Origin of the sequence: Niallia sp. 01092 (assembly GCF_052318935.1) — a bacterium.
Classification (GTDB): domain Bacteria; phylum Bacillota; class Bacilli; order Bacillales; family Cytobacillaceae; genus Niallia.
This window is the reverse complement of the sequence record NZ_JBQRKO010000016.1, coordinates 41964-63924: the sequence shown is the minus strand read 5'-3', so window position 1 is coordinate 63924 and position 21961 is coordinate 41964. Positions and strand designations below refer to the sequence as shown.

The window sequence follows — 21961 nt, the reverse complement described above, 5'->3', positions numbered from 1 at the left end:
CTTAAATTCCTGCCGATATAAATAATACAATTCTAGTTGTTCTTTACAGGGGGATGTATTAAATGATTGAAAAAACTGTTTCCCAGCCGATATTTTCTGCATCTAGACAAATGGAAAAAAATCCGATTATAAATAAAGCAAGTATAGAGGAATCAATTATTGCAGAGGATGCTTTTACAAAAAGTGAAGCTGATTCTGATCATGTTGCAAATGAAAAAAAGCTTCATGATATTATTCAAGGGATGAATAAATTTATGCAGCCATCCCATACTTCCGTGAAATTTCAATTGCATGAAAAGTTAAATGAGTATTACGTAACGATTGTAGATGATGTGACCGATGAAGTGGTCAAGGAAATTCCATCGAAGAAATTTTTAGATATGTATGCTGCTATGACGGAGTTTGTCGGCTTAGTAGTAGATAAAAAAGCATAAGAGGTGAATGGAGTTTGGTTACGAGAATAGGTGGTCTTGCAAGCGGCATGGACATTGATTCTATGGTAGAACAATTAATGCAAGCTGAACGAAAACCATTAGATAAAATTAATCAAAGAAAAACATATACAGAATGGCAACGAGATGACTATCGCAGTATGAATTCATTGCTGCTTGAATTGGATCAGCAGATTTTTAACGGTGTTGCCAAACAAGGGTCATATATCAAGAAAACAGTAAATATCTCCGATCCTAATGTTGTTTCTATTAAAAATATCAATTCGACGATTGATTTTACTGGGTCGCTTGAAGTAACTAAACTGGCAACTGCTGCGACGATGTCTAGTACAACTGACATTGCCAAGTCATCCGATATACTAGGTATTGGTGCGCAAACGGTTAAAATCAGTGCTATTACAAAAGATGGAACAATGCAAGATACAACAATATCAATTACGAATGATGATACATTAGATAGCGTGATTGCAAAAATCAATAAAGATTCTGGTGTGACTGCTTTTTTTGATGAAACTTCCAAAAGGATATCTTTCACAGCAAAAAATGCGGGGGATACTACTGGATCAGAGATCAAATTAACAGATGACAGCGGTATTACTAATCCAGATGATAGGTTTTTTAGTGGCTTATTAAACCTAGAATTAGAAAGTGATATGGCAGCAGTCGGAAAAAAAGGAACCAATGCAGAGCTTATCTACAATGGAATGAGTATCACTCGTACTTCTAACACATTCCAAATCAACGGTGTAGAATTCACAGCAAAAAAAGAAACAACAGGTACTCCGGTCACGTTCTCCTCAACAGCTGATGTTGACGCAATCATGGACACGATTGTTAAATTTGTTGATAAATATAATGAAGTTATTGATAAAATAAAAACAAAAACAAGCGAATCTAAGTATCGTGCTTATACTCCTCTCACAACCGCACAGAAAAAAGAAATGGAAGAGGATGAAATTAAGCTGTGGGAAGAAAAAGCAAAAAGCGGGACACTTCGAAATGACTCGATTTTATCGGGTATTCTCACAAAAATGAGAAGCGATATAAGCGATTCAGTTTCTGGAACTTCTGGTTTTAAACAGCTTTCGCAAATTGGAATCACAACAACCAAAAATTATTTGGATGGCGGAAAACTGACGATTGAAGAAGACAAGCTGCGTGCGGCCATCGCTGAAAATCCAAACGCAATCTATGAACTTTTTCAAAAAAGCGGGGAGACAACTTCTGAAAAAGGAATTGCCCAGCGCTTGCGTGCAAGCTTAAAAACAGCGATGACTGATATTACAGAAAAAGCAGGGAACGCTTCCAAAGGTAATAATTCGTTTACACTAGGGAAGTTACTGAATAATTATAATGATCAAATATCCAATTATGAAGATAAATTAAAAACGATAGAGAACCGATATTGGTCTAAGTTTTCCGTGATGGAAACAGCAATTAATAGAGCAAATAGTCAATCAGCCCAATTAACAAATATGTTTAATTCGCAATAAAGGAGTTTTAACAATGGCAACTTCCAATCCATATCAATCTTATAAACAAAATTCTGTTACGACTGCATCTCCAGGAGAGTTAACTTTAATGCTTTATAACGGTTGTTTAAAATTTATCCAATTAGCAAAAAAAGCAATCGAAAACAAAGATGTTGAAACGAGAAATATTAATATCCAAAAAACACAAAATATTATTCAAGAATTAATGGTGACTTTAAATATGGATATTCCTGTATCCAAAAATATGATGTCCCTTTATGACTATTTGAATCGTCAATTAATAAAGGCAAATATTACAAGTGATATAACCATTCTCGAAGAAGTAGAAACATTCGTAACAGAATTTCGTGATACGTGGAAAGAGGCAATCCAAATTAATCGTCAACAGCAGTATGGTCAAGGCGGCCAAGTTTAATGGAAGCATTCAAGCAATGCTATACAATAACTGCGCAGTTAATTCAACTAGTAAAGGAAGCATCTGATAAAGAGGAATTTATGCAAGAAGTAGACGAGTTGCTCAACCAAAGGCAATCCTGTTTGACATTGCTTGCTCCTCCACAATCGGAGCAGGAACAAAATCTAGTAGAAGTTTTATTGCAGCAGGATCAAGAGCTGTTAAAGCTTCTTAACGAAGAAAAAGTAAATATTCTGCAAGAGCTTAAGAAGTTAAAAATGAAAAAAACATCGAATCAAAAATATGTAAATCCGTACCAGTCCCTGCAAACGGATGGCGTTTTTTATGATCGAAGAAATTAAGTGGAAAACCGTCTTTCATAAGGCGGTTTTTTCGCATTTTCGTCAAGAATCTTTTCAAAGCAACAAGTGATATAGCAAAGAAAATGTCTAGTTTGAGAAAAAAATTACTTTTTATTAATAAATTTGTCGAAAATTTTAAAAAATTTAGCAGGAGTTTTAAAGGAGCTAATAGAATTATATAGTATGGTCAAAAAATCACCGAATAGAAAATTTCTTATTCTTTTCGGTATATAATTCTTGCACTGGAAATATGAAGGAGGAACAGCTATATGAACTTCAACATTAGAGGAGAAAACATTGAGGTAACTCCAGCAATACGAGAATATGTAGAAAAGAAAATTTCTAAATTAGAGCGTTATTTTTCCGAAACACCAGATGCGAATGTGAATGTCAATTTAAAAACGTACAATGATAAAACATCAAAAGTGGAAGTGACTATTCCGATGAGCCAATTGGTGTTGCGTGCGGAGGAAGACCATGAAGATATGTATGCAGCCGTTGATTTAATAGTTGATAAATTAGAACGTCAAATAAAAAAACATAAAACGAAAGTAAACCGCAAATTCCGCGAAAAAGGCACAGTGAAAGAACTGTTTGGTACATTTGAAGTCGCTGCTTCTGCTGAGGTAGAAGAGAATGAAAAAGATTTTGAAATTGTTCGTCAAAAACGGTTTAATTTAAAGCCGATGGATAGCGAAGAAGCAATCTTGCAAATGGATCTGCTTGGACATAGTTTCTTTGTTTACACAGATGCAGAAACAAATACAACTAATATCGTCTATAAAAGAAAAGACGGTAAATATGGTTTGATTGAAGCATTATAATAACAGCAAATCGCAAGGCGCTGAGCCTTGCGATTTTTTGCGGTGTCAGTACATAAGTTGTCACTCAAGTATGAAAATGGTAAGATAAATAAGATAAAGAAGTTTACAGGTGGAAAATTACCATGATTTTTTGAAATAGTATAGTAGCAAATTAACAAAAGCTACAAAGATTTTTCATCTGATCTTAATGTATTATAACTATACTAATAAGACTGTGATTCGTTTTTTAACGTGTAAACGGTCGATATAAACATATACACAAAGGAGCGTTTTTTAATGCTTGGAATTTTAAATAAAGTGTTTGATCAAAATAAGCGCGATTTGAAAAAACTAACAAAAATTGCAGATAAGGTGGAATTGCTTGCAGATGAGACTGCGGCATTATCGGATGAGCAATTAAAAGCTAAAACAGAGGAGTTTAAAGAGCGCTATCAAAAAGGGGAAACATTAGACGATTTGCTTGTCGAAGCTTTTGCTGTTGTACGTGAAGGTGCTAAGCGTGTTCTTGGTCTATACCCATACCCTGTTCAGTTAATGGGTGGTGCTTCCCTTCATGAAGGAAATATTTCTGAAATGAAAACAGGGGAAGGGAAAACGTTAACTGCTACGATGCCAGTTTATTTGAATGCACTTTCTGGAAAAGGTGTACATGTTGTAACAGTCAATGAATATCTTGCTACTCGTGATGCTGCAGAAATGGGTCAATTATATACATTTCTTGGATTGACCGTTGGCTTGAATTTAAACTCTTTATCAAAAGAGGAAAAACAAGAAGCCTACAGTGCGGATATTACGTATAGTACGAATAATGAATTAGGCTTTGATTACCTGCGTGATAATATGGTTCTTTATAATGAGCAAAAAGTGCAAAGACCGCTCTTTTTTGCGGTTATCGATGAGGTCGATTCTATTTTAATCGATGAGGCCCGCACACCATTGATTATTTCTGGATCTGCACAAAAATCAACGCAATTATATGTGCGTGCCAATACATTTGTAAGCAGCTTAAAAGTAGAAAAAGATTATATTTATGATGAAAAAACAAAAGGGGTTCAGCTGACAGAAGAAGGAATGTCGAAAGCAGAACGTGTTTTCCAAATTGAGAACTTGTTTGATGTTTCCAATGTAGCGATTAACCATCATATTTCCCAAGCGTTAAAAGCGCATGCCAGCATGCATAATGATGTAGATTATGTTGTACAGGACGGAGAAATTGTGATTGTTGACCAATTTACAGGTCGTCTAATGAAAGGACGCCGCTACAGTGATGGGCTGCATCAGGCTATTGAAGCGAAAGAAAACTTGGAAATTCAAAATGAGAGCATGACGCTTGCAACGATTACATTCCAGAACTACTTCCGTATGTATGAAAAACTTTCCGGGATGACTGGTACGGCAAAAACGGAAGAAGAGGAATTCCGTAATATTTACAATATGAATGTTGTTGTTATTCCAACAAACAGAGAAATCGCTCGTGATGACCGTGCTGATTTAATTTACGCTAGCATGGATGGCAAGTTTAGAGCAGTTGTTGAAGATATCGCAGAACGTTATAAAAAAGGACAGCCAGTTCTTGTTGGTACGGTTGCGATCGAAACTTCTGAAATTATTTCGAAATATCTTTCAAACAAAGGGATTCCGCATAATGTGTTAAACGCGAAAAACCATGAAAGAGAAGCAGAAATTATTGCCAATGCTGGTGAAAAAGGTGCTGTCACGATTGCAACGAATATGGCTGGTCGTGGTACCGATATTAAATTAGGAGAAGGCATTAAAGACCTTGGTGGTTTAGCAGTTATTGGTACAGAGCGTCATGAAAGCAGACGTATTGATAATCAGCTTCGCGGACGTTCCGGACGTCAAGGAGACCCTGGGGTGACACAATTCTACCTTTCTATGGAAGATGAGTTAATGCGCAGATTCGGTTCTGACAATATGAAAAACATGATGGCACGACTAGGCATGGATGATTCGCAGCCTATTCAAAGCAAAATGGTTTCTCGTGCAGTAGAATCCGCGCAAAAACGTGTCGAAGGTAATAACTTTGATTCACGGAAACAGCTGTTGCAATATGATGATGTGCTCCGTCAACAACGAGAAATTATTTATAAGCAGCGTAATGAAGTGTTGACTGCTGAAAACTTACGCTCCATTGTGGAAGGCATGATTAAATCATCTTTAGAGCGCAATGTATTAGCACATACACCAGATCATGAAGACCAAGAAGTATGGAACCTGCAAGCCATTATTGACTATGCAAATGGTAACCTTCTTCATGAAGGCGAGCTGCAATTAAGTGAAATTCGCGGCAAAGACGGCGATGAAATTGTAGATATGATTTTTGATAAAGTGATCAAAAATTATGATGAAAAAGAAGAACAATTAGCATCTGAGCAAATGCGCGAATTTGAAAAAGTGATTGTGCTTCGTGCTGTTGACAGCAAATGGATTGACCATATTGATGCAATGGATCAACTTCGTCAAGGAATTCATTTACGAGCATATGGTCAAATTGATCCGCTCCGTGAATATCAAGGAGAAGGATATGCAATGTTTGAACAAATGGTTATTTCCATTGAAGAAGATGTGGCGAAATATATTATGAAGGCAGAAATTCGCAACAACTTGGAGAGGGAAGAAGTAATCAAAGGGCAAGCTGTTAATCCAAAAGAAGATGGCGAAAAGAAACCGAAGAGAAGACCAGCAACGAAAAAGTTAGATGTTGGCAGAAATGCGCCTTGCTTCTGCGGCAGCGGCAAAAAATATAAAAACTGCTGCGGCAGTAACGTTTAATAGTTGAAAGGAAGCCTGTCTCTTAATTAAATAAGAGGCAGGTTTTTCTTTGGTGTGGAGTATTTTGCGAAAGTGGCTATTATTATTTCTAGAAAACAAGCTAGCTTTTGTGAAGTGGAAACTATACATGTTATTAGCAAAATCCCTTTACTAAGTAACAGAAAATCAAAACTTCACAGCAATACATGCTTTTTTTTGCAAAAAGCCATATAATACAAGAAGGTAGCAATTTTAAAACGATAATTGAACTATATTTAAACAAAGGGTGACAGATTAATGGAATTAGCAGATATTCGTAATGAGTTAGAAAAGATAGAGGTAACACTAGAAAACTTTAGGGGGTCTCTTTGACTTAGATAACAAAGAGGCGCGTATTGCTGAGCTGGAAGATGAAATGCTGCAGCCAGAGTTTTGGAATGATCAGCAGGCTGCACAGACCGTTATTTCAGAAAGCAATGCATTGAAGGATCAAGTACATGAATTTCATGATCTTTTTGAAACATATGAAAACCTAGAATTAACATATGAGTTAGTGAAAGAAGAAGATGATGCAGATTTAAGAGAAGAATTAGAAGGCGAGCTTACACAGTTAGTGAAGCGATTAAGCGAATTTGAACTTAATTTACTGTTAAGTGAACCTTATGATAAAAATAATGCCATCTTAGAGCTGCATCCAGGTGCTGGCGGAACGGAATCTCAAGACTGGGGAAGCATGCTGCTTCGAATGTATACAAGATGGGCGGAGAAAAAGGGCTTTAAAGTGGAAACATTAGATTATTTGCCTGGTGATGAAGCAGGGATTAAAAGTGTTACATTAGCGATTAAAGGTCATAACGCTTTCGGCTATTTAAAAGCAGAAAAAGGCGTCCATCGTCTTGTGCGCATTTCTCCATTTGATTCGTCAGGGCGCAGACATACGAGCTTTGTTTCTTGTGAAATAATGCCGGAATTTAATGATGAAATTGAAATTGAAGTCCGCACGGAAGATTTGAAAATTGATACGTACCGTGCAAGTGGTGCAGGTGGACAGCATATCAATACGACCGATTCTGCGGTGCGGATTACCCATATCCCAACTGGTGTGGTCGTTTCCTGCCAAACAGAACGTTCGCAAATTAAAAACAGAGAAACAGCTATGAAAATGTTAAAAGCAAAGCTCTACCAAAAGAAAATTGAAGAGCAAGAAGAAAAATTAGCAGAAATTCGCGGAGAGCAAAAAGAAATAGGCTGGGGAAGCCAAATCCGTTCTTACGTATTCCACCCATATTCCCTTGTGAAAGACCATCGCACAAACACAGAAGTAGGGAATACCCAGTCGGTAATGGATGGAGACTTAGATGTATTTATTAACGCGTATCTTCGTTCGAAACTGAGTATTAGTGAATAATATTGTACGAAGAAGCCATCACAAAATTGTGGTGGTTTTTTCTCGTGCAAAACAAAATAAATCTATATTTCACCCCTTTAACACGCTAATCTAACGCGGTTTACACCTCTCCAAATGGATGATATACTCTCTGCTTGGGAAAAAATAATGAGAAGAAATCTGTCGTATTTTGATGAAAAATAGTTGAGACAGAAATAGACAAAATTTTAAAGAGGTGTCGTTTCGTGCGTGAGTATATTTACGTGTTAATCGGGGCAGCGATTGTCGCGTTAACGTTTAATTTATTTTTACTGCCAAACCATATTGCATCTGGTGGAGTAAGTGGGATTAGTACAATAACAGATGAATTATTTCAATGGGAGCCGGCCTTTGTGCAATGGGCATTTAATATTCCATTATTTATTGCTGGCGTTATTTTATTAGGGAAGAAATTTGGAGCAAAAACATTAGTCGGAACTATATTTCTGCCATTTGTTGTGTTTTTGTCAAAAGATATTGAGCCTTGGACGAACGAGCCTTTATTAGCGTCAATATATGGCGGTATTGGGGTAGGGCTTGGTATAGGCATTGTTTTTAAAGGGAAGGCTTCTACAGGTGGAACAGATTTAGCTGCACAGCTGATTAATAAATATACCGGAATGTCTTTAGGAAAATGTGTTGCGATGATTGACGGGTTAATTGTTATATCTGCTGCGATTGTTTTTAATATTGAACAAGGATTATATGCGCTTATTGCCTTATTTGTCACAAGTAAAACAATCGACCTTGTACAAATTGGCATCGGAAGCTCCAAAATGGCACTTATTATCACGGAAAAACAAGAAGAAGTAAGAGAACAAATATTAACAAAAATGGATAGAGGGGTCACGAGGCTTACAGCACATGGCGGCTATACAGATTATGAACGGCCAATCCTTTTATGTGTCGTACATCAATCGCAGTTTACTAAGCTGAAAGTTCTTGTGCAGTCTATTGATTCTTCGGCATTTGTAATTGTGATGGATGCATCAGAAGTGCTAGGGAAGGGTTTTAAATAAATATTTAACAATAGCTTTCTTCACCTTCTTTGCTCTTCGTAAGCTTATAAGGTATTTTTTCCCTACTTATTAATGCGGGATGAAAATAGAATTGGTATAATAAAGTTATGATTTGCTCTTAATGTACGTGTTCAAAAAGGTACCGATTTAGAAGCAAGAAGGTCGAGGCGGCGTAGCTTTGAGCAACAGAACGTATACAATTAAATACGTGAGTAGCGGAAAAGCAAGCCAACGAAGAGATTCGCCGCTTATCATTTGGTAGCTTTTTGAATATCCTCAAAAAGGAGTTGAGCAGGATGAAAAAGAAACTAATAGCCATCCTATTTCTAATATTAATCGTCCTATCTGGCTGCGGTAAAAAGGATGATTCATCCTCTAGCTCTGCTAAAGCAGGCGACCCAGAAAAACTCTTTAATCAAAAATGTTCTATCTGCCATGGCGATATAAATGGATCAAAATTAGAAACGATTGGGTCCAAGCTTTCAGAAGAAGATATCGAGAAGATAATCCGCGAAGGAAGAGGGAAGATGCCTAAAGGAGTTTTAGAAGGGGAAGATGCAAAGGCAGTAGCTGCATGGTTAGCGGAAAAAAAATAAAAAAAGGAGTGCGTTATTTTTTATTCATTACCTAAAGAATAACGACTTCTTTTTTTGTGGAAAAATTCTATGTGACTTTTTTATAAAAATACGTTCCTTTTTCCTTTTTTATCCTGAATAAATGGGTTAAAATATCTATATTGATGAAAGTTAGAACGAAAAAAGACGAATTTGGTCGATGAGTAGTACTATTTAAGTTATATAGCTACTAATTTGTGTTAATAATAGTACTTTTTGATATGTTTGAAAAGAAACTGTAATAATTTTTTCCATATAATTTACCGTATTATGATGATATAATAACTTCTGTAATGAAAAAGCAAGCTGTCTTTTTTTTTGCTTGTCTTTTTTAGTCGGTTAATATTTGTCGAATTATGTTTTTTTTTGCAAAGTTTCTAACAAATAAAAATCAGGTGTGATAATAAATGATAGAAATGAAAAATGTGGTAAAGAAATATTCCAACGGTGTAATAGCCGTTAATGGATTGGATGTTAAAATAGGTCAAGGTGAATTTGTTTACGTAGTAGGCCCGAGTGGAGCTGGGAAATCTACTTTTATAAAAATGATGTATCGTGAAGAAAAACCTACACAAGGTACGATTATGATAAATGGGATTAATTTAGCAAAATTAAAAACAAGTAAAGTTCCGTTGTTACGAAGAAATATGGGGGTTGTTTTCCAAGACTTTAAACTACTTCCAACCTTAACAGTTTATGAAAATGTTGCTTTTGCTCTTGAAGTTATTGAAGAAAATCCAAAGTATATAAAAAAACGTGTGATGGAAACATTAAGTCTTGTTGGTCTAAAACATAAAGTAAGAATGCTGCCAACAGAACTTTCCGGTGGTGAACAGCAGCGTGTGTCTATCGCACGTTCGATTGTGAATTCACCTAAATTGGTGATTGCCGATGAGCCTACAGGGAATCTGGATCCAGAGACTACATGGGAAATTATGAATATATTAGAAGAGATTAATAATAGAGGGACAACCGTTATCATGGCCACACATAATAAAGATATTGTCAATACAATCAAACATCGTGTTATAGCCATTGAAAGTGGAAGAATAGTTCGGGATGAGCAGCGAGGTGAATACGGATATGAAGGTTAGGACAGTTCGTAGACACGCAAGGGAAAGCTTTAAAAGCTTATTTAGAAATGGCTGGATGACATTTGCTTCCATAAGTTCGGTAACCATTACTTTAATTCTTGTCGGTGTCTTTTTCGTTATTATGATGAATTTAAATAAAGTTGCGACAACCATTGAGGAAAATGTGGAAATTCGTGTACACATCGATATTGCGGCAAATAAAAAAGAGCAAGATGTATTACGGGATCGGATTAAACAGATACCAGAAGTCAAAAGTGTTAAATTTTCTCCAAAGCAAGAGGAATTAGATAATTTAATTGTCAGTCTTGGGGAAGATGGAGACGCATTTAAACTGTTTGAACAAGATAACCCACTAAACGATGTATTTATCATAAAAACGAAAAATCCAACTGACACGATCAAGGTTGCAGAAGAAATTGAAGGATTTGACCATGCATCGAAAGTAAAATACGGACAAGGTTCTGTTGAAAAACTATTTAAAGTGATAAGCGTCAGTAGGAATGTTGGAATTGTATTAATTATTGGCTTGTTGTTTACTGCGATGTTTTTAATCTCTAATACGATTAAAATTACGATTGTTGCAAGAAGGCGTGAGATTGAGATTATGAGATTAGTAGGTGCAACAAACTGGTTTATTCGCTGGCCATTTTTCCTTGAAGGCATGTGGTTAGGGGTATTAGGATCGATTATACCAATTGCCGCTGTCTCGGCCATTTATTATTATGCATATCAATATGTAAAACCGAAACTAGCTTCAAACTTTATTGATATACTGAACTTTACACCGTTTGTATATCAAGTTTCTATATTGCTTCTTTTTATGGGGGCAGTTATCGGAATTTGGGGAAGTGTTATGAGTATTCGTAAGTTTTTAAGAATATAGAAGTTCAAAAAGTTAGGACAAACAGAGCTGTGAAGGTCGAGGCGCAGAAGTCACGAAGCCCGGAACGTAGTGGAGTGCTACGTAAGGACTGTAGAGACGACAACGAAGAGATTGGACGGCAATGGTTCCCGGACTTTTTGTCTTTAAAACAACTAATTTTATAGATACAAAAGAAAGACGATATATCAATGGTTTTTACCCCGCATGATAGTTTCTGTCTCTCATGTGGGGATATTTTATATGTTGCGAAATGATTATACATAAAAAGTAAATAGACTTTTACATAATCGTAACGAAGTGGGGAAAGGAGCTGTACCCTTGAAAAAATCTATCGTGAAATTAACGGTTGTTGCGACCCTTGGAATTGGCGTCGTCGTAACACAGGCACCAAATACTATTGCGTTTGCGAATTCCTTAAATGAACTCAATCAAGAGAAAAAAGAGATTGAAAACAAACAAAATAATGTGGAAACGAAATTAACTGATAAACATGAAGAAATTAGTGATGTCAAAGATCAACAATCAAATGTAAAAGCGGAAATTGCACGGCTAAATACCGCTATCTCCAGTACACAAGTGAAAATTATTGAAAAAAAAGAACAAGTCTCTACTACGAAAGCAGAGATTAAAAAATTAGAAGCACAAATTAAAGAGGTAAAAGAAAGAATAGAAAAACGAAATGAGCTGTTAAAAGATAGAGCCAGATCGTATCAAGAAACAGGTGGAGCTGTCAGTTATATCGATGTACTAATGGGCTCACAAAGCTTTAGTGATTTTATTGACCGAATGGGTGCGGTTGCTACTATTTTAGAAGCAGACCAGGATATTCTAAGAGAACAAGAAGCGGATAAGAAGCTGTTAGAACAATCACAAGCAGAACTAAAAACAAAGTTAAGTTCACTTGAAAAAATGTTAAGTGACTTAGAGAACATGAAGTCTAGTTTAAATGGACAAAAAAAAGAAAAAGATAATTTAATGGCGAAGCTGAAAAAAGAAGAAAATCATATTCATGCAGAAATGCTGTCATTAGAAGAAGAAGAAGCGATTTTAGCAGATCAAAAAGTGGCGATGGAAAAAGCGATTCAGCTCGAGAAGGTACGTATTGCAGAAGCAGCAAGAAGAGCAGAGCTTGCAAGAAAAGCTGAGTTAGAAAGAAAGAGAAAAGCAGCGGCGGCGGCAGCGGCAGAAGCTGCTGCAAAAGCAAATAGTACAAGTGACTCTAGTTCTTCTTCCGACACCGACACTAGCTCCGGCACGGAAAGTTCTTATACTGAGACCGTACCAGCACCTGCAGTTTCAGCTGGCAGTTTTACAAGACCGGCAAGCGGTTATATTTCATCGGGGTTAGGAATGCGTTGGGGTTCATTCCATGCTGGAGTTGATATTGCAGCAAGTGGTACGGTGCCAGTTGTGGCAGCTGCAGATGGTGTCGTGATTCGATCTTATACATCATCCAGTTATGGAGAAGTTATTTTTGTCTCTCATTACATTGATGGACAGGTTTATACAACTGTTTATGCTCATTTACAATCTGGAAGCAGAGCTGTTGGTACAGGACAAGTGGTACACAAAGGTCAACAGATTGGTTTAATGGGAAATACAGGTGAATCTTTCGGTCAGCATTTACATTTTGAATTACATAAGGGCGAATGGAATGCGGCAAAATCAAATGCCATCAATCCAATTGGCATTGTACCGATGTAAAAAACTAAATACAGAAATATCATCAAAACAGTCTGGTTATATGAACCGGCTGTTTTTTTAATTAGATGGCTGTCTAGCTTCAGGCTTGTACATTTCTTTAAGAGAGAATGTCGGATTTTAGCGGTTTTTGTCAAAAAATCGATAAATCGGAAAAAAAGAAGATAAATCCGACAAAAAAGAAGATAAATATAGAAAATAGAAGATAAAACCAATAAAAAAGAAGATAAAAGGATTTTTTGTTATGCTAAGAGGAAAGAAGGCAATGTAATTGACTATCGCCTCTATAAGAAGGGGTGGGATGGGTGTGACAAGTTCTTTTGAAATGAGGAAAAACTTTTCTATGTTATAATAAAGAAAATGTTTTTAGGTTGTTCAAAAAGTCCGGGAAAAATAGCTGTCGAATTTCTGCGTCAGTTTGCTTCAACCGCTCCTACGCTTCGGTGCTCTAAGCTAGACTTCCATGAAGTTTTCGGCTCTTTTTATCCTCCTTTTTGAACACCTACTTTAAAACAGAGGAGTAAGTGGAAAAGATGACAACCTTTGATAATAATGATCGGCCAATAGACGATTCGAAAAATCAACTGGATGAAGAAACTTTATTTATTGTGTCGCAAACTTTTAAAGCATTATCCGACCCTACAAGAATCAGAATTCTTCATTTGCTTTCAGAAAAACCCCATTCTGTTAACGAAATTGCTGAAAGCCTGGAAATGCTGCAATCAACCGTTTCTCATCAATTACGGTTTTTAAAGAATCTCCGCCTTGTTAAATATCGTAGAGAAGGAACAACGATGATTTATTCTTGTGATGATGAACATGTAATGGGAGTATTACAACAAATGATTGATCACGCGATGCATCATTAATTAGGTAGAATGACTGGTGAGGGGGGGATACTATTCACTTTATTATGACAATAAAGTGAATAATATCGTCCCTTTTAAAAAATAATAGGAATATACATTGACAGTTTGTAAGATTCCTTCATATAATAAATATGTATATATGAGTAAATGTTCATATATTGTTTGGTATTCAAAATGAAGTTGTTTAAATAAATATTTTCATGGAAATAAAATCATCCAATTTTAATAGAGTAAACGAGAATTCACAAGAAAGAGGAGATTAATGTGAATGAGGCGAAACAGCTGGCAAAAAAAGAATATTTATTAGAAGGTCTTGATTGTGCAAATTGTGCGATGAAAATCGAAAAAGGGATTGCCTCTATTTCTGGAGTGGACAACTGCTCGGTAAACTTTGCTACACAAACTTTATCGATGCAAGTAAATAAGCAGGATGAAGAGGAAATTATAACGAAAACACAAAAAAAAATTCATACATTAGAACCGCATATTAAAGTAAAAGAAAAACAGAAAAACCAAGCTTCCAGCGCAACCTTGGTTTTAGAAAACTTAGATTGTGCAAACTGCGCCGCAAAAATAGAAAAAGAAGTGGTAAAGATAGACGGTGTTGCTGCTGCATCTGTCGATTTTGTCGCAAAAAAACTTATAATAGAAGCACCACGCCGAGAGCTTGATCACTTGATAGAACAAGCAACCGCTATAATAAAGCGTATAGAACCACAAGTAACAGTGCGCCACGCTAATCAAAAAGATCATGGACATGAACATAGCCATGATCATGGAAGTGAAAATACGAAGAAGATGATTGTTCGATTAGGAATGGGAGCTGTAGTGGCAAGCATCGGTTTATTTGCACCACTTTCTGCTTTTACGGAGTTTCTTCTTTTTCTCCTTGCTTATCTTATCATCGGCGGAGATATTGTTTTGCGAGCGGTTAAAAATATCATGCGTGGTCAATGGTTTGATGAACATTTTCTAATGGCGATTGCCACAATTGGTGCATTTGCTGTGCAGCAATATCCAGAAGGTGTCGCAGTGATGTTCTTTTATCAAATTGGCGAATTGTTTCAAGGGATTGCCGTTAACCGTTCTCGCAAATCAATCAGCAGCTTAATGAATATACGTCCTGATTATGCCAATATAAAAGTAGGGAACGATATAAAGCAAATCTCCCCTGAAGAAGTAGGCATTGGCGATACGATTGTTGTGAAACCAGGAGAGAAGGTTCCTCTTGATGGAAAAGTAATCGAAGGAAATTCGATGGTAGATACATCGGCATTAACCGGAGAATCACTGCCAAGAGAAGTAGAAACAGGCAGCGAGGTTTTAAGTGGTTTTATTAATAAAAACGGTGTATTAACAGTAGAAGTAACGAAGGAATATGGCGAATCAACTGTTTCGAAAATACTGGAATTAGTGCAAAATGCAAGCAGCCGCAAAGCACCGACAGAAAATTTTATCACAAAATTTGCGCGTTTTTATACACCGGTAGTAGTTATTATTGCGGCTATGTTAGCTATCATTCCTCCGTTATTGATTAGCAGCGCCACTTTCTCGGAGTGGGTGTACCGGGCATTGATCTTTTTAGTTATCTCTTGTCCATGTGCATTGGTTGTATCTATACCGCTTGGATTTTTTGGCGGTATTGGCGCAGCATCTAAATCAGGAATTCTTGTAAAAGGAAGCAACTATTTAGAAGCGTTAAATGATGTGAAATATGTTGTGTTTGATAAAACAGGTACATTAACAAAAGGAGTATTTGCAGTAGCATCTATCCAACCTGTTAGTGGGATAAGAGAAGAAGAACTGTTAAAACACGCTGTTTATGCAGAAAGTCATTCTAATCATCCGATCGCTTTATCGATTCGTAAGGCTTATACGGAAGAAATTGACGCAGAAAAAGTACAAGATTATCAGGAAATTTCAGGACATGGCATACAAGTAATGGTGGATGGAAAAGAAATTTTAGCTGGAAATCATAAATTGATGGAAAAAGAAACAATTGATTTTATTCCTGTTCAAGAAGTTGGAACAGTTATCTATGTTGCTGTAGACAAACAATTCATTGGATCAATCGTTATTTCGGATCAAATAAAAGATGATGCTCCGGAAGCAATCAAAGCGTTAAAAGAGCTCGGAATAAAAAAGACGATTATGTTAACAGGGGATAGCAAAACAGTTGCTGAAAAAGTTGGCAAAGAGTTAAAACTTGATGAAGTTCACGCAGAGCTATTACCACAAAATAAAGTAGAACAAATTGAAAGATTAGACAAGTTAAAAGCGCAAAATGATAAGGTTTTATTTGTGGGTGATGGCATTAATGATACACCTGTATTAGCGAGAGCGGATGTTGGCATGGCAATGGGCGGCCTTGGTTCTGATGCGGCAATTGAAGCAGCTGATATTGTCATTATGACAGATGAACCGTCCAAAATAGCAACAGCCATTAAGATTGCGAAACGGACGCGAAGCATTGTTTGGCAAAACATTGTATTTGCTCTTGGCGTAAAAGGAGTATTTCTTTTATTAGGAGCCTTTGGGATTGCAACGATGTGGGAAGCAGTATTTTCTGATGTTGGAGTTACGCTGCTCGCGGTTCTAAATGCAATGAGAGTATTGAAAGTGAAGAATATATAATCGAGAAAGGAGCTTTCTATAATAGGGAAACTCCTTTCTTTATGGTGCAACGGCGAGAAAAAGGAGTGCAATAACGGTAAAAAGAAATTACTACAAGATTCCATATACAGAGACAAATCATTTCATCATAACTTGTCCGTGTTCCACATATAATTGAAGCAATGTATGGGAGGAAGTTTCAGTTAATGTAGAAAGGGCGATCACGATGAATCGAAAATGGCTGGCAATTTGTATGACAGGCTCTCTTCTGACAGGAGCAGGTGGTACCTATATTGGAATGAGTGCTTTTAATAAAGAGAAACAGGAGATGAACACGTATACACAAGATAGTGAGACAGACTCTTTAGTAAAGGTAAAAACAGCATACGAGTTGATTTTTCATAATTATGTACAAAAAGTGGACAAAGAGAAGCTTGAAGAAGGGGCGATTAAAGGAATGCTCTCCACTTTAGATGACCCTTATTCTGTTTATATGGATAAAGATACAGCGAAACAGTTTGATCAAGCACTGGACCCTTCATTTGAGGGGATAGGAGCAGAGATAAGCACCGAAGATGGAAAAATCGTGATTGTTTCGCCTATAAAAGATTCTCCGGCAGAAAAAGCAGGAATAAAACCAAATGATGAAATCGTAAAAGTGGACGGACAAAATATAAAAGGGGAGGATTTATACGAAGTCATTAAAAAGATACGTGGGAAAAAAGGGTCGGAAGTAGATTTAGAGATTGAAAGACCTGGTGTAGACAACCCAATTTCTGTGACTGTTGTACGTGATGAAGTGCCGCAAATTACTGTTTATTCATCGATAAAAAGAGACGGTGGAGAGAATATCGGCTATTTGCAAATCACCTCTTTTTCAGAAGAAACAGCTTCTGAGTTCAAAACTGCCATGAAATCTTTAGAAAAAACAGGCATTTCTGGCTTGATTTTAGATGTACGCGGCAATCCAGGTGGACTTCTTCCGAGTGTAAATAGTATTTTAGAAGAGTTTGTACCTGCACAAAAACCATATGTACAAATCGAGCGTCGAGATGGAAAAAAAGAAAAGTTTTACTCACATTTAAAAACCAAAAAAGACTATCCAGTAGTAGTCCTTGTCGATAAAGGCAGTGCATCCGCTTCTGAAATTTTAGCAGGAGCCTTAAAAGAAGCAGCAAACTATACATTAATCGGCGAAAGAACTTTTGGAAAAGGCACGGTTCAACAAGCTGTTCCAATGGGAGATGGAAGCAAAATCAAATTAACGTTGTTTAAATGGTTAACACCAGATGGGAATTGGATTCATAAAAAGGGAATCCAACCTAATTTAGTAGTAGAACAAACAGCATTATATCAAACCCATCCATTGCAGATAAAAGAAACATTAAAAAGGGAAAATAATGATGAGCAAGTAAAATACGCACAAGAAATATTAACAAGCTTAGGATATAGAACGGATCGGGAAGATGGATATTACAGCTCACAAACGGAAACGGCTGTTAAGGCATTTCAAAATCAGAATGGGCTGCAGGCAACCGGAATGATTGATGCACATACTGCTTCAAAATTGCAGGAAGAAGTTCGGTCAGAAATGAAAAAAGAAGAAAATGATATTCAGCTGCAAATGGCGCTGCGGTATATTGTAAGGTAAAGGTTTGAAAAAACTTCTATAAAATATCAGCCTTTTTTCCGGCATAAAGTGGTTTTCATTCACAATAGGATAGAAAAAATTAGGCTGATATTTTTAGAATAACTGGTTAATAGTAGAAATTCTCCTTATCGTAAAAAGGATATTATAAAAACCATTCACCCTGAGCAATTTTTTCTACTCTACCACCTACATTTATGTTGATTTTCCCATTATCAATATTAGCTTTTAAAAACAATAAAGAAGATCTGTTGATTTCATATCCTTGTTCTACACGTATGTTTATTTCACTTTTTTCGAAATACCGATATTTAACCAAATAAGCAGCTAAACAACCATTGGCACTTCCAGTTGCAGCATCTTCAGGAACACCATAATAATCTGCAAAGTCTCGAACATTTACATCATTCTCTGTATGATACGTTTCTGGAGAAAAAACCATTATAGCTTTAGCGTCTGTTTGTGCAATTAACTCAAAGTATTTTTCTTTATTTATTTTTACTTTTTTTACAGCTTCTAAAGACTTTAAAGGTACAATGATCACTGGAAGTCCAGTTGAAACTTCTTGAATAGGAAATCTATTGTCTATGTATTCTTGATTAATATTTAAAATATCAGAAACCTGATTTTTATCTAAAACTTTACCAAAAGTCGGTTCATTTTGTTTCATCCATAGAATTTCTTCATGATTGTCAAACGTAACTGGAATTTGTCCAGCTTTAAAATTTAATGTAAGCTTCTCCAAAGGTTTCTCTAATATTTCGTTTTGAATAATAAAAGCCGTTCCTAAAGTAGGATGTCCTGCAAAAGGTACCTCCTCATTAGGTGTAAAAATTCGAACGTCATAACCGTCGTCTTTTTTTGTATTAGATAAAATAAAAGTAGTCTCCGAAAAATTAATTTCCTTCGCTATTTGCTGCATGTCATTGCTCGAAATGTTTCCAGCGTTTTTAAAAACAGCAAGTTGATTGCCTGTATATTTTCCTTGTGAAAATACATCAACAATAGAATAATTCATTTTCACTATAAGTACCCCCTACTTCTTTTGTTAGGAATATACCATTTATTTCATTTTAGTCAAGTTTATTATTTAATGAACTAATTGATATACATGAGAAAATTAACAGTTTATTAGCAAAATGCTGTGAAAATTGGATTCCTCATATTACTTCTGCAATGGATGATCTAATGGAGACGAGTTTCGCTAGCTTTAAACAAAGACATATTGATTTTTCACCATCTTTTAAGCAAACGATATCAAATTTAGCACTTATTGAATTTGAAAATAATGGAAGGGTAGAGTTGCTTCAGAATTACGAAATTATATAATACATCTTATTAATGTGTGTAAGCATTGAGCAAAGCTTTAGTTGAATTTTTATTAATGGTTGGATGGAATTGTTGCTGTTATATTTTAAATTTCATTATAGCCTTTAATACTAAAAAGACCCCACTTTACAATATTTTAGAGAGCAAATAGAGGAACATATAAATAATTTACGAAACAACATTTTTCAAATCATATAGACTAATTATATTTGAAAATGTTAGAAGGTTGAGAAGGCTATCAATTTTTTGACAGTGTCTTCTCAACTTTCTATCCTATTAGCCAATGAAATAGGAGAATCTCTATAACTGTTTACATAATAGGAGAATGATTATTATGGAATTTTTTGATTTTTATCCAGATTATTTATTTAAAATACTATCCTCTAGCATCAACTTTTCATCGCCATACACCTTAGCGATATGTTTTTTTCCCCAATTGCATAAGTCATCTAAAATACTTTCTAGGCTTTTTCCGTATTCACTTAATTCATATTCTACTTTTGGCGGAATTTGCTGGTAAATAATTCGGTTAATGACGCCATCTTCTTCTAATTCTCGCAGCTGCTGGGTGAGCATTTTTTGGGTAATATTTGGCATTAGTCGTTTTAATTCACTCGTCCGTTTTTTTCCATGAGTTAAATGACAAAGAATCACACACTTCCATTTACCGCCGATTACTTCGAGTGTTGCTTCTACCGAAATATTATATTTTTTTTGAGTTGGTTCTAATTTTTTATTCGTCATTTCAGCTATACTCCTTTTTTATTATTTTAACAAAATATTATCAATGGGAAATAAGGTTAATCAAAAGCGTATGCTTTTCGACGTCTGATAGGCACTAAAAAGTACCTATATATCTTTTTGGTGCCTTCATTACTTAAAAGTACGTACTTTTTTTATCTTCCTATATGATTCATAATAACACTAACCGGTAGAATTGCAATTGATTATTTATCGCTAGTGAGAAAAGTTATATCTATATTGTTTTACCCTAAAACATGTAGGAACGATTATTATTTTTCATAAATAAAGGAGGAGGATACTATGGCTTTACCAAAAAGCAGTATATTAGCACTGTTAGCTTTATCAATAAGTGCTTTTGCGATAGGAACAACTGAATTTATTAGTGTTGGTTTGCTTCCGCTCATTTCAAATGATATGGGCATATCGATTACAACGGCTGGTCTTACAGTATCTGTTTATGCGCTAGGTGTTACAATAGGTGCCCCTGTCTTAACATCTTTAACATCTAATATGCAAAGAAAAACATTGCTGCTGTGGATTATGATTATTTTTATTATTGGAAATGGTATAGCTGCTATTGCTACCAATATAACTGTTTTGCTTGTTGCTCGCATCATTTCTGCATTTTCACATGGTGTGTTCATGTCGATAGGCTCCACTATTGCAGCAGATGTAGTACCAAAGGATAAAAGGGCAACGGCTATTTCGATTATGTTCACAGGATTAACGGTTGCAATCGTAACTGGTGTTCCTTTTGGTACATTTCTTGGTCAGCAGTTCGGTTGGCGAATGGCGTTTTTAGCGATTGTGATTATTGGCCTTATTGCATTCATCGCCAACACGATACTAGTGCCATCCAATTTGCATAAAGGCAGCAAGGTAACATTTAGCGATCAAATTAAATTGGTGAAAAACGGGCGTTTGTTGCTTATGTTTATCATCACAGCATTAGGATATGGTGGGACATTTGTTGTCTTTACGTATTTATCGCCATTATTAAGTGAGATAGCAGGTTTTAAAGAAGGAACGGTTGCTTTGATATTGCTTTTATACGGAATTGCTATTGCAATCGGCAATGTGATTGGCGGCAGGCTCTCTAATAAAAATCCTTTATTGGCCTTGTTTTATATGTTTATCGTGCAAGCGGTTGTCTTATTTATATTAATGGCTGCCATTCCATTTAAAGTTGCTGGTTTACTAACGATTTTCTTTATGGGTTTGTTGGCATTTATGAATGTACCTGGATTGCAAGTGTACGTCGTGATGCTTGCAGAACGATTTGTTCCTACCGCAGTAAATGTGGCATCGGCAATCAATATAGCAGCATTTAATGCTGGCATAGCAATAGGTGCCTATTTAGGAGGAATCGTTACAGATCAGCTTGGCCTCATTCATACTACTTGGGTTGGTGGATTAATGGTTACATTAGCCGTTATTTTAACTGGATATAGTTTAATGTTAGAAAAAAGAACGGTACAAATTGAAGTAGAAGCATAAAACGAAGTACAGAATGAGGAAAGTGGGAGGCGGTAGAGTTTCTGAATAGCAGACTTCTATGTACTTGTAAAAACGCATCAGCGAGAGATTTGCTGCTTCTCATTTTATACTTTGGCTATTTTCTAAAAGTTTGTAGTTTTGAATAAATAATAAACATTGTTGACATACAGAGCAGTCTGAATACACGTAGACTCCTGCGGGAAAAGCGAGAAAGACGAGACCCCACA

Annotated in this window: 19 protein-coding genes; 17 read left to right on the top strand and 2 right to left on the bottom strand. The window is 36.0% G+C overall.

Features of this window, described 5'->3' with window-relative positions; all coding sequences use genetic code 11:
* The first annotated feature begins 62 nt into the window (after nucleotides 1-62).
* The 15 genes from flaG (at nucleotide 63) to ACTXGU_RS15310 (ending at nucleotide 18167) form a co-directional block, all read left to right on the top strand.
* Complete coding sequence (gene flaG, locus ACTXGU_RS15380) at nucleotides 63-434, top strand: flagellar protein FlaG (protein ID WP_443482410.1); 372 nt, start codon at nucleotides 63-65, stop codon at nucleotides 432-434.
* 14 nt (nucleotides 435-448) lie between these two features.
* Complete coding sequence (locus ACTXGU_RS15375; protein ID WP_443482409.1) at nucleotides 449-1945, top strand: flagellar hook-associated protein 2; 1497 nt, start codon at nucleotides 449-451, stop codon at nucleotides 1943-1945.
* Between the two features lie 13 nt (nucleotides 1946-1958).
* On the top strand, nucleotides 1959-2360 hold the full coding sequence (gene fliS / locus ACTXGU_RS15370; RefSeq protein WP_443482408.1) for a flagellar export chaperone FliS: 402 nt from the start codon (nucleotides 1959-1961) through the stop codon (nucleotides 2358-2360).
* Nucleotides 2360-2701 (top strand): hypothetical protein, encoded by a 342-nt coding sequence (locus ACTXGU_RS15365; protein ID WP_443482407.1) that lies wholly within the window; start codon nucleotides 2360-2362, stop codon nucleotides 2699-2701. The genes fliS and ACTXGU_RS15365 overlap by 1 nt, the downstream gene beginning before the upstream one ends.
* 269 nt (nucleotides 2702-2970) lie before the next feature.
* Nucleotides 2971-3525: a ribosome hibernation-promoting factor, HPF/YfiA family gene (hpf, locus tag ACTXGU_RS15360; RefSeq protein ID WP_443482406.1), complete on the top strand. Its 555-nt coding sequence runs from the start codon at nucleotides 2971-2973 to the stop codon at nucleotides 3523-3525.
* A gap of 276 nt (nucleotides 3526-3801) precedes the next feature.
* Entirely contained in the window at nucleotides 3802-6318 is a 2517-nt protein-coding gene (gene secA, locus ACTXGU_RS15355) for a preprotein translocase subunit SecA (protein ID WP_443482405.1), read from the top strand.
* A 276-nt stretch (nucleotides 6319-6594) separates the two neighbouring features.
* Nucleotides 6595-7705, top strand: a protein-coding gene (prfB, locus tag ACTXGU_RS15350) for a peptide chain release factor 2 (protein ID WP_443482404.1) whose coding sequence is annotated in 2 segments (ribosomal slippage) — nucleotides 6595-6666 and nucleotides 6668-7705 — 1110 coding nt in all. Because the reading frame shifts where the segments join, the coding sequence is not laid out codon by codon here.
* A gap of 224 nt (nucleotides 7706-7929) precedes the next feature.
* Nucleotides 7930-8742 carry a YitT family protein gene (locus tag ACTXGU_RS15345; RefSeq protein ID WP_443482403.1) on the top strand — a complete coding sequence of 271 codons (813 nt, stop codon included), beginning with the start codon at nucleotides 7930-7932 and terminating at the stop codon, nucleotides 8740-8742.
* A 296-nt stretch (nucleotides 8743-9038) separates the two neighbouring features.
* A complete protein-coding gene (locus ACTXGU_RS15340) occupies nucleotides 9039-9338 on the top strand; it encodes a c-type cytochrome (RefSeq protein WP_443482402.1) in 300 nt (99 codons plus the stop codon).
* A gap of 425 nt (nucleotides 9339-9763) precedes the next feature.
* Nucleotides 9764-10450: a cell division ATP-binding protein FtsE gene (gene ftsE, locus ACTXGU_RS15335; protein WP_443482401.1), complete on the top strand. Its 687-nt coding sequence runs from the start codon at nucleotides 9764-9766 to the stop codon at nucleotides 10448-10450.
* On the top strand, nucleotides 10440-11333 hold the full coding sequence (ftsX, locus tag ACTXGU_RS15330) for a permease-like cell division protein FtsX (RefSeq protein WP_443482400.1): 894 nt from the start codon (nucleotides 10440-10442) through the stop codon (nucleotides 11331-11333). Before ftsE ends, ftsX begins: the two co-directional genes overlap by 11 nt.
* A 318-nt stretch (nucleotides 11334-11651) precedes the next feature.
* Nucleotides 11652-13037 (top strand): murein hydrolase activator EnvC family protein, encoded by a 1386-nt coding sequence (locus tag ACTXGU_RS15325; protein ID WP_443482399.1) that lies wholly within the window; start codon nucleotides 11652-11654, stop codon nucleotides 13035-13037.
* A gap of 530 nt (nucleotides 13038-13567) precedes the next feature.
* Nucleotides 13568-13903: an ArsR/SmtB family transcription factor gene (locus ACTXGU_RS15320; protein ID WP_443482456.1), complete on the top strand. Its 336-nt coding sequence runs from the start codon at nucleotides 13568-13570 to the stop codon at nucleotides 13901-13903.
* Between the two features lie 264 nt (nucleotides 13904-14167).
* Nucleotides 14168-16537 (top strand): heavy metal translocating P-type ATPase, encoded by a 2370-nt coding sequence (locus ACTXGU_RS15315; RefSeq protein WP_443482398.1) that lies wholly within the window; start codon nucleotides 14168-14170, stop codon nucleotides 16535-16537.
* Nucleotides 16538-16742: 205 nt separating this feature from the next.
* Nucleotides 16743-18167 carry a S41 family peptidase gene (locus tag ACTXGU_RS15310; RefSeq protein WP_443482397.1) on the top strand — a complete coding sequence of 475 codons (1425 nt, stop codon included), beginning with the start codon at nucleotides 16743-16745 and terminating at the stop codon, nucleotides 18165-18167.
* 142 nt (nucleotides 18168-18309) lie between these two features.
* Here ACTXGU_RS15310 and ACTXGU_RS15305 read toward each other — a convergent pair whose 3' ends face one another.
* The gene (locus ACTXGU_RS15305; RefSeq protein WP_443482455.1) at nucleotides 18310-19191 is read right to left on the bottom strand and encodes a PhzF family phenazine biosynthesis protein; all 882 of its coding nucleotides are present in this window, start codon (nucleotides 19189-19191) and stop codon (nucleotides 18310-18312) included.
* Between the two features lie 161 nt (nucleotides 19192-19352).
* Between ACTXGU_RS15305 and ACTXGU_RS15300 the strand changes: the two genes are divergently transcribed.
* Nucleotides 19353-19493 (top strand): hypothetical protein, encoded by a 141-nt coding sequence (locus tag ACTXGU_RS15300; protein ID WP_443482396.1) that lies wholly within the window; start codon nucleotides 19353-19355, stop codon nucleotides 19491-19493.
* Between the two features lie 360 nt (nucleotides 19494-19853).
* On the opposite strand, the gene ACTXGU_RS15295 is transcribed toward ACTXGU_RS15300, so the two are convergent.
* Nucleotides 19854-20237 (bottom strand): winged helix-turn-helix transcriptional regulator, encoded by a 384-nt coding sequence (locus ACTXGU_RS15295; RefSeq protein ID WP_443482395.1) that lies wholly within the window; start codon nucleotides 20235-20237, stop codon nucleotides 19854-19856.
* A 300-nt stretch (nucleotides 20238-20537) separates the two neighbouring features.
* Here ACTXGU_RS15295 and ACTXGU_RS15290 point away from each other — a divergent pair, with 300 nt between their 5' ends.
* Nucleotides 20538-21734 (top strand): MFS transporter, encoded by a 1197-nt coding sequence (locus ACTXGU_RS15290; protein ID WP_443482394.1) that lies wholly within the window; start codon nucleotides 20538-20540, stop codon nucleotides 21732-21734.
* The last annotated feature ends 227 nt before the right edge of the window (nucleotides 21735-21961 follow it).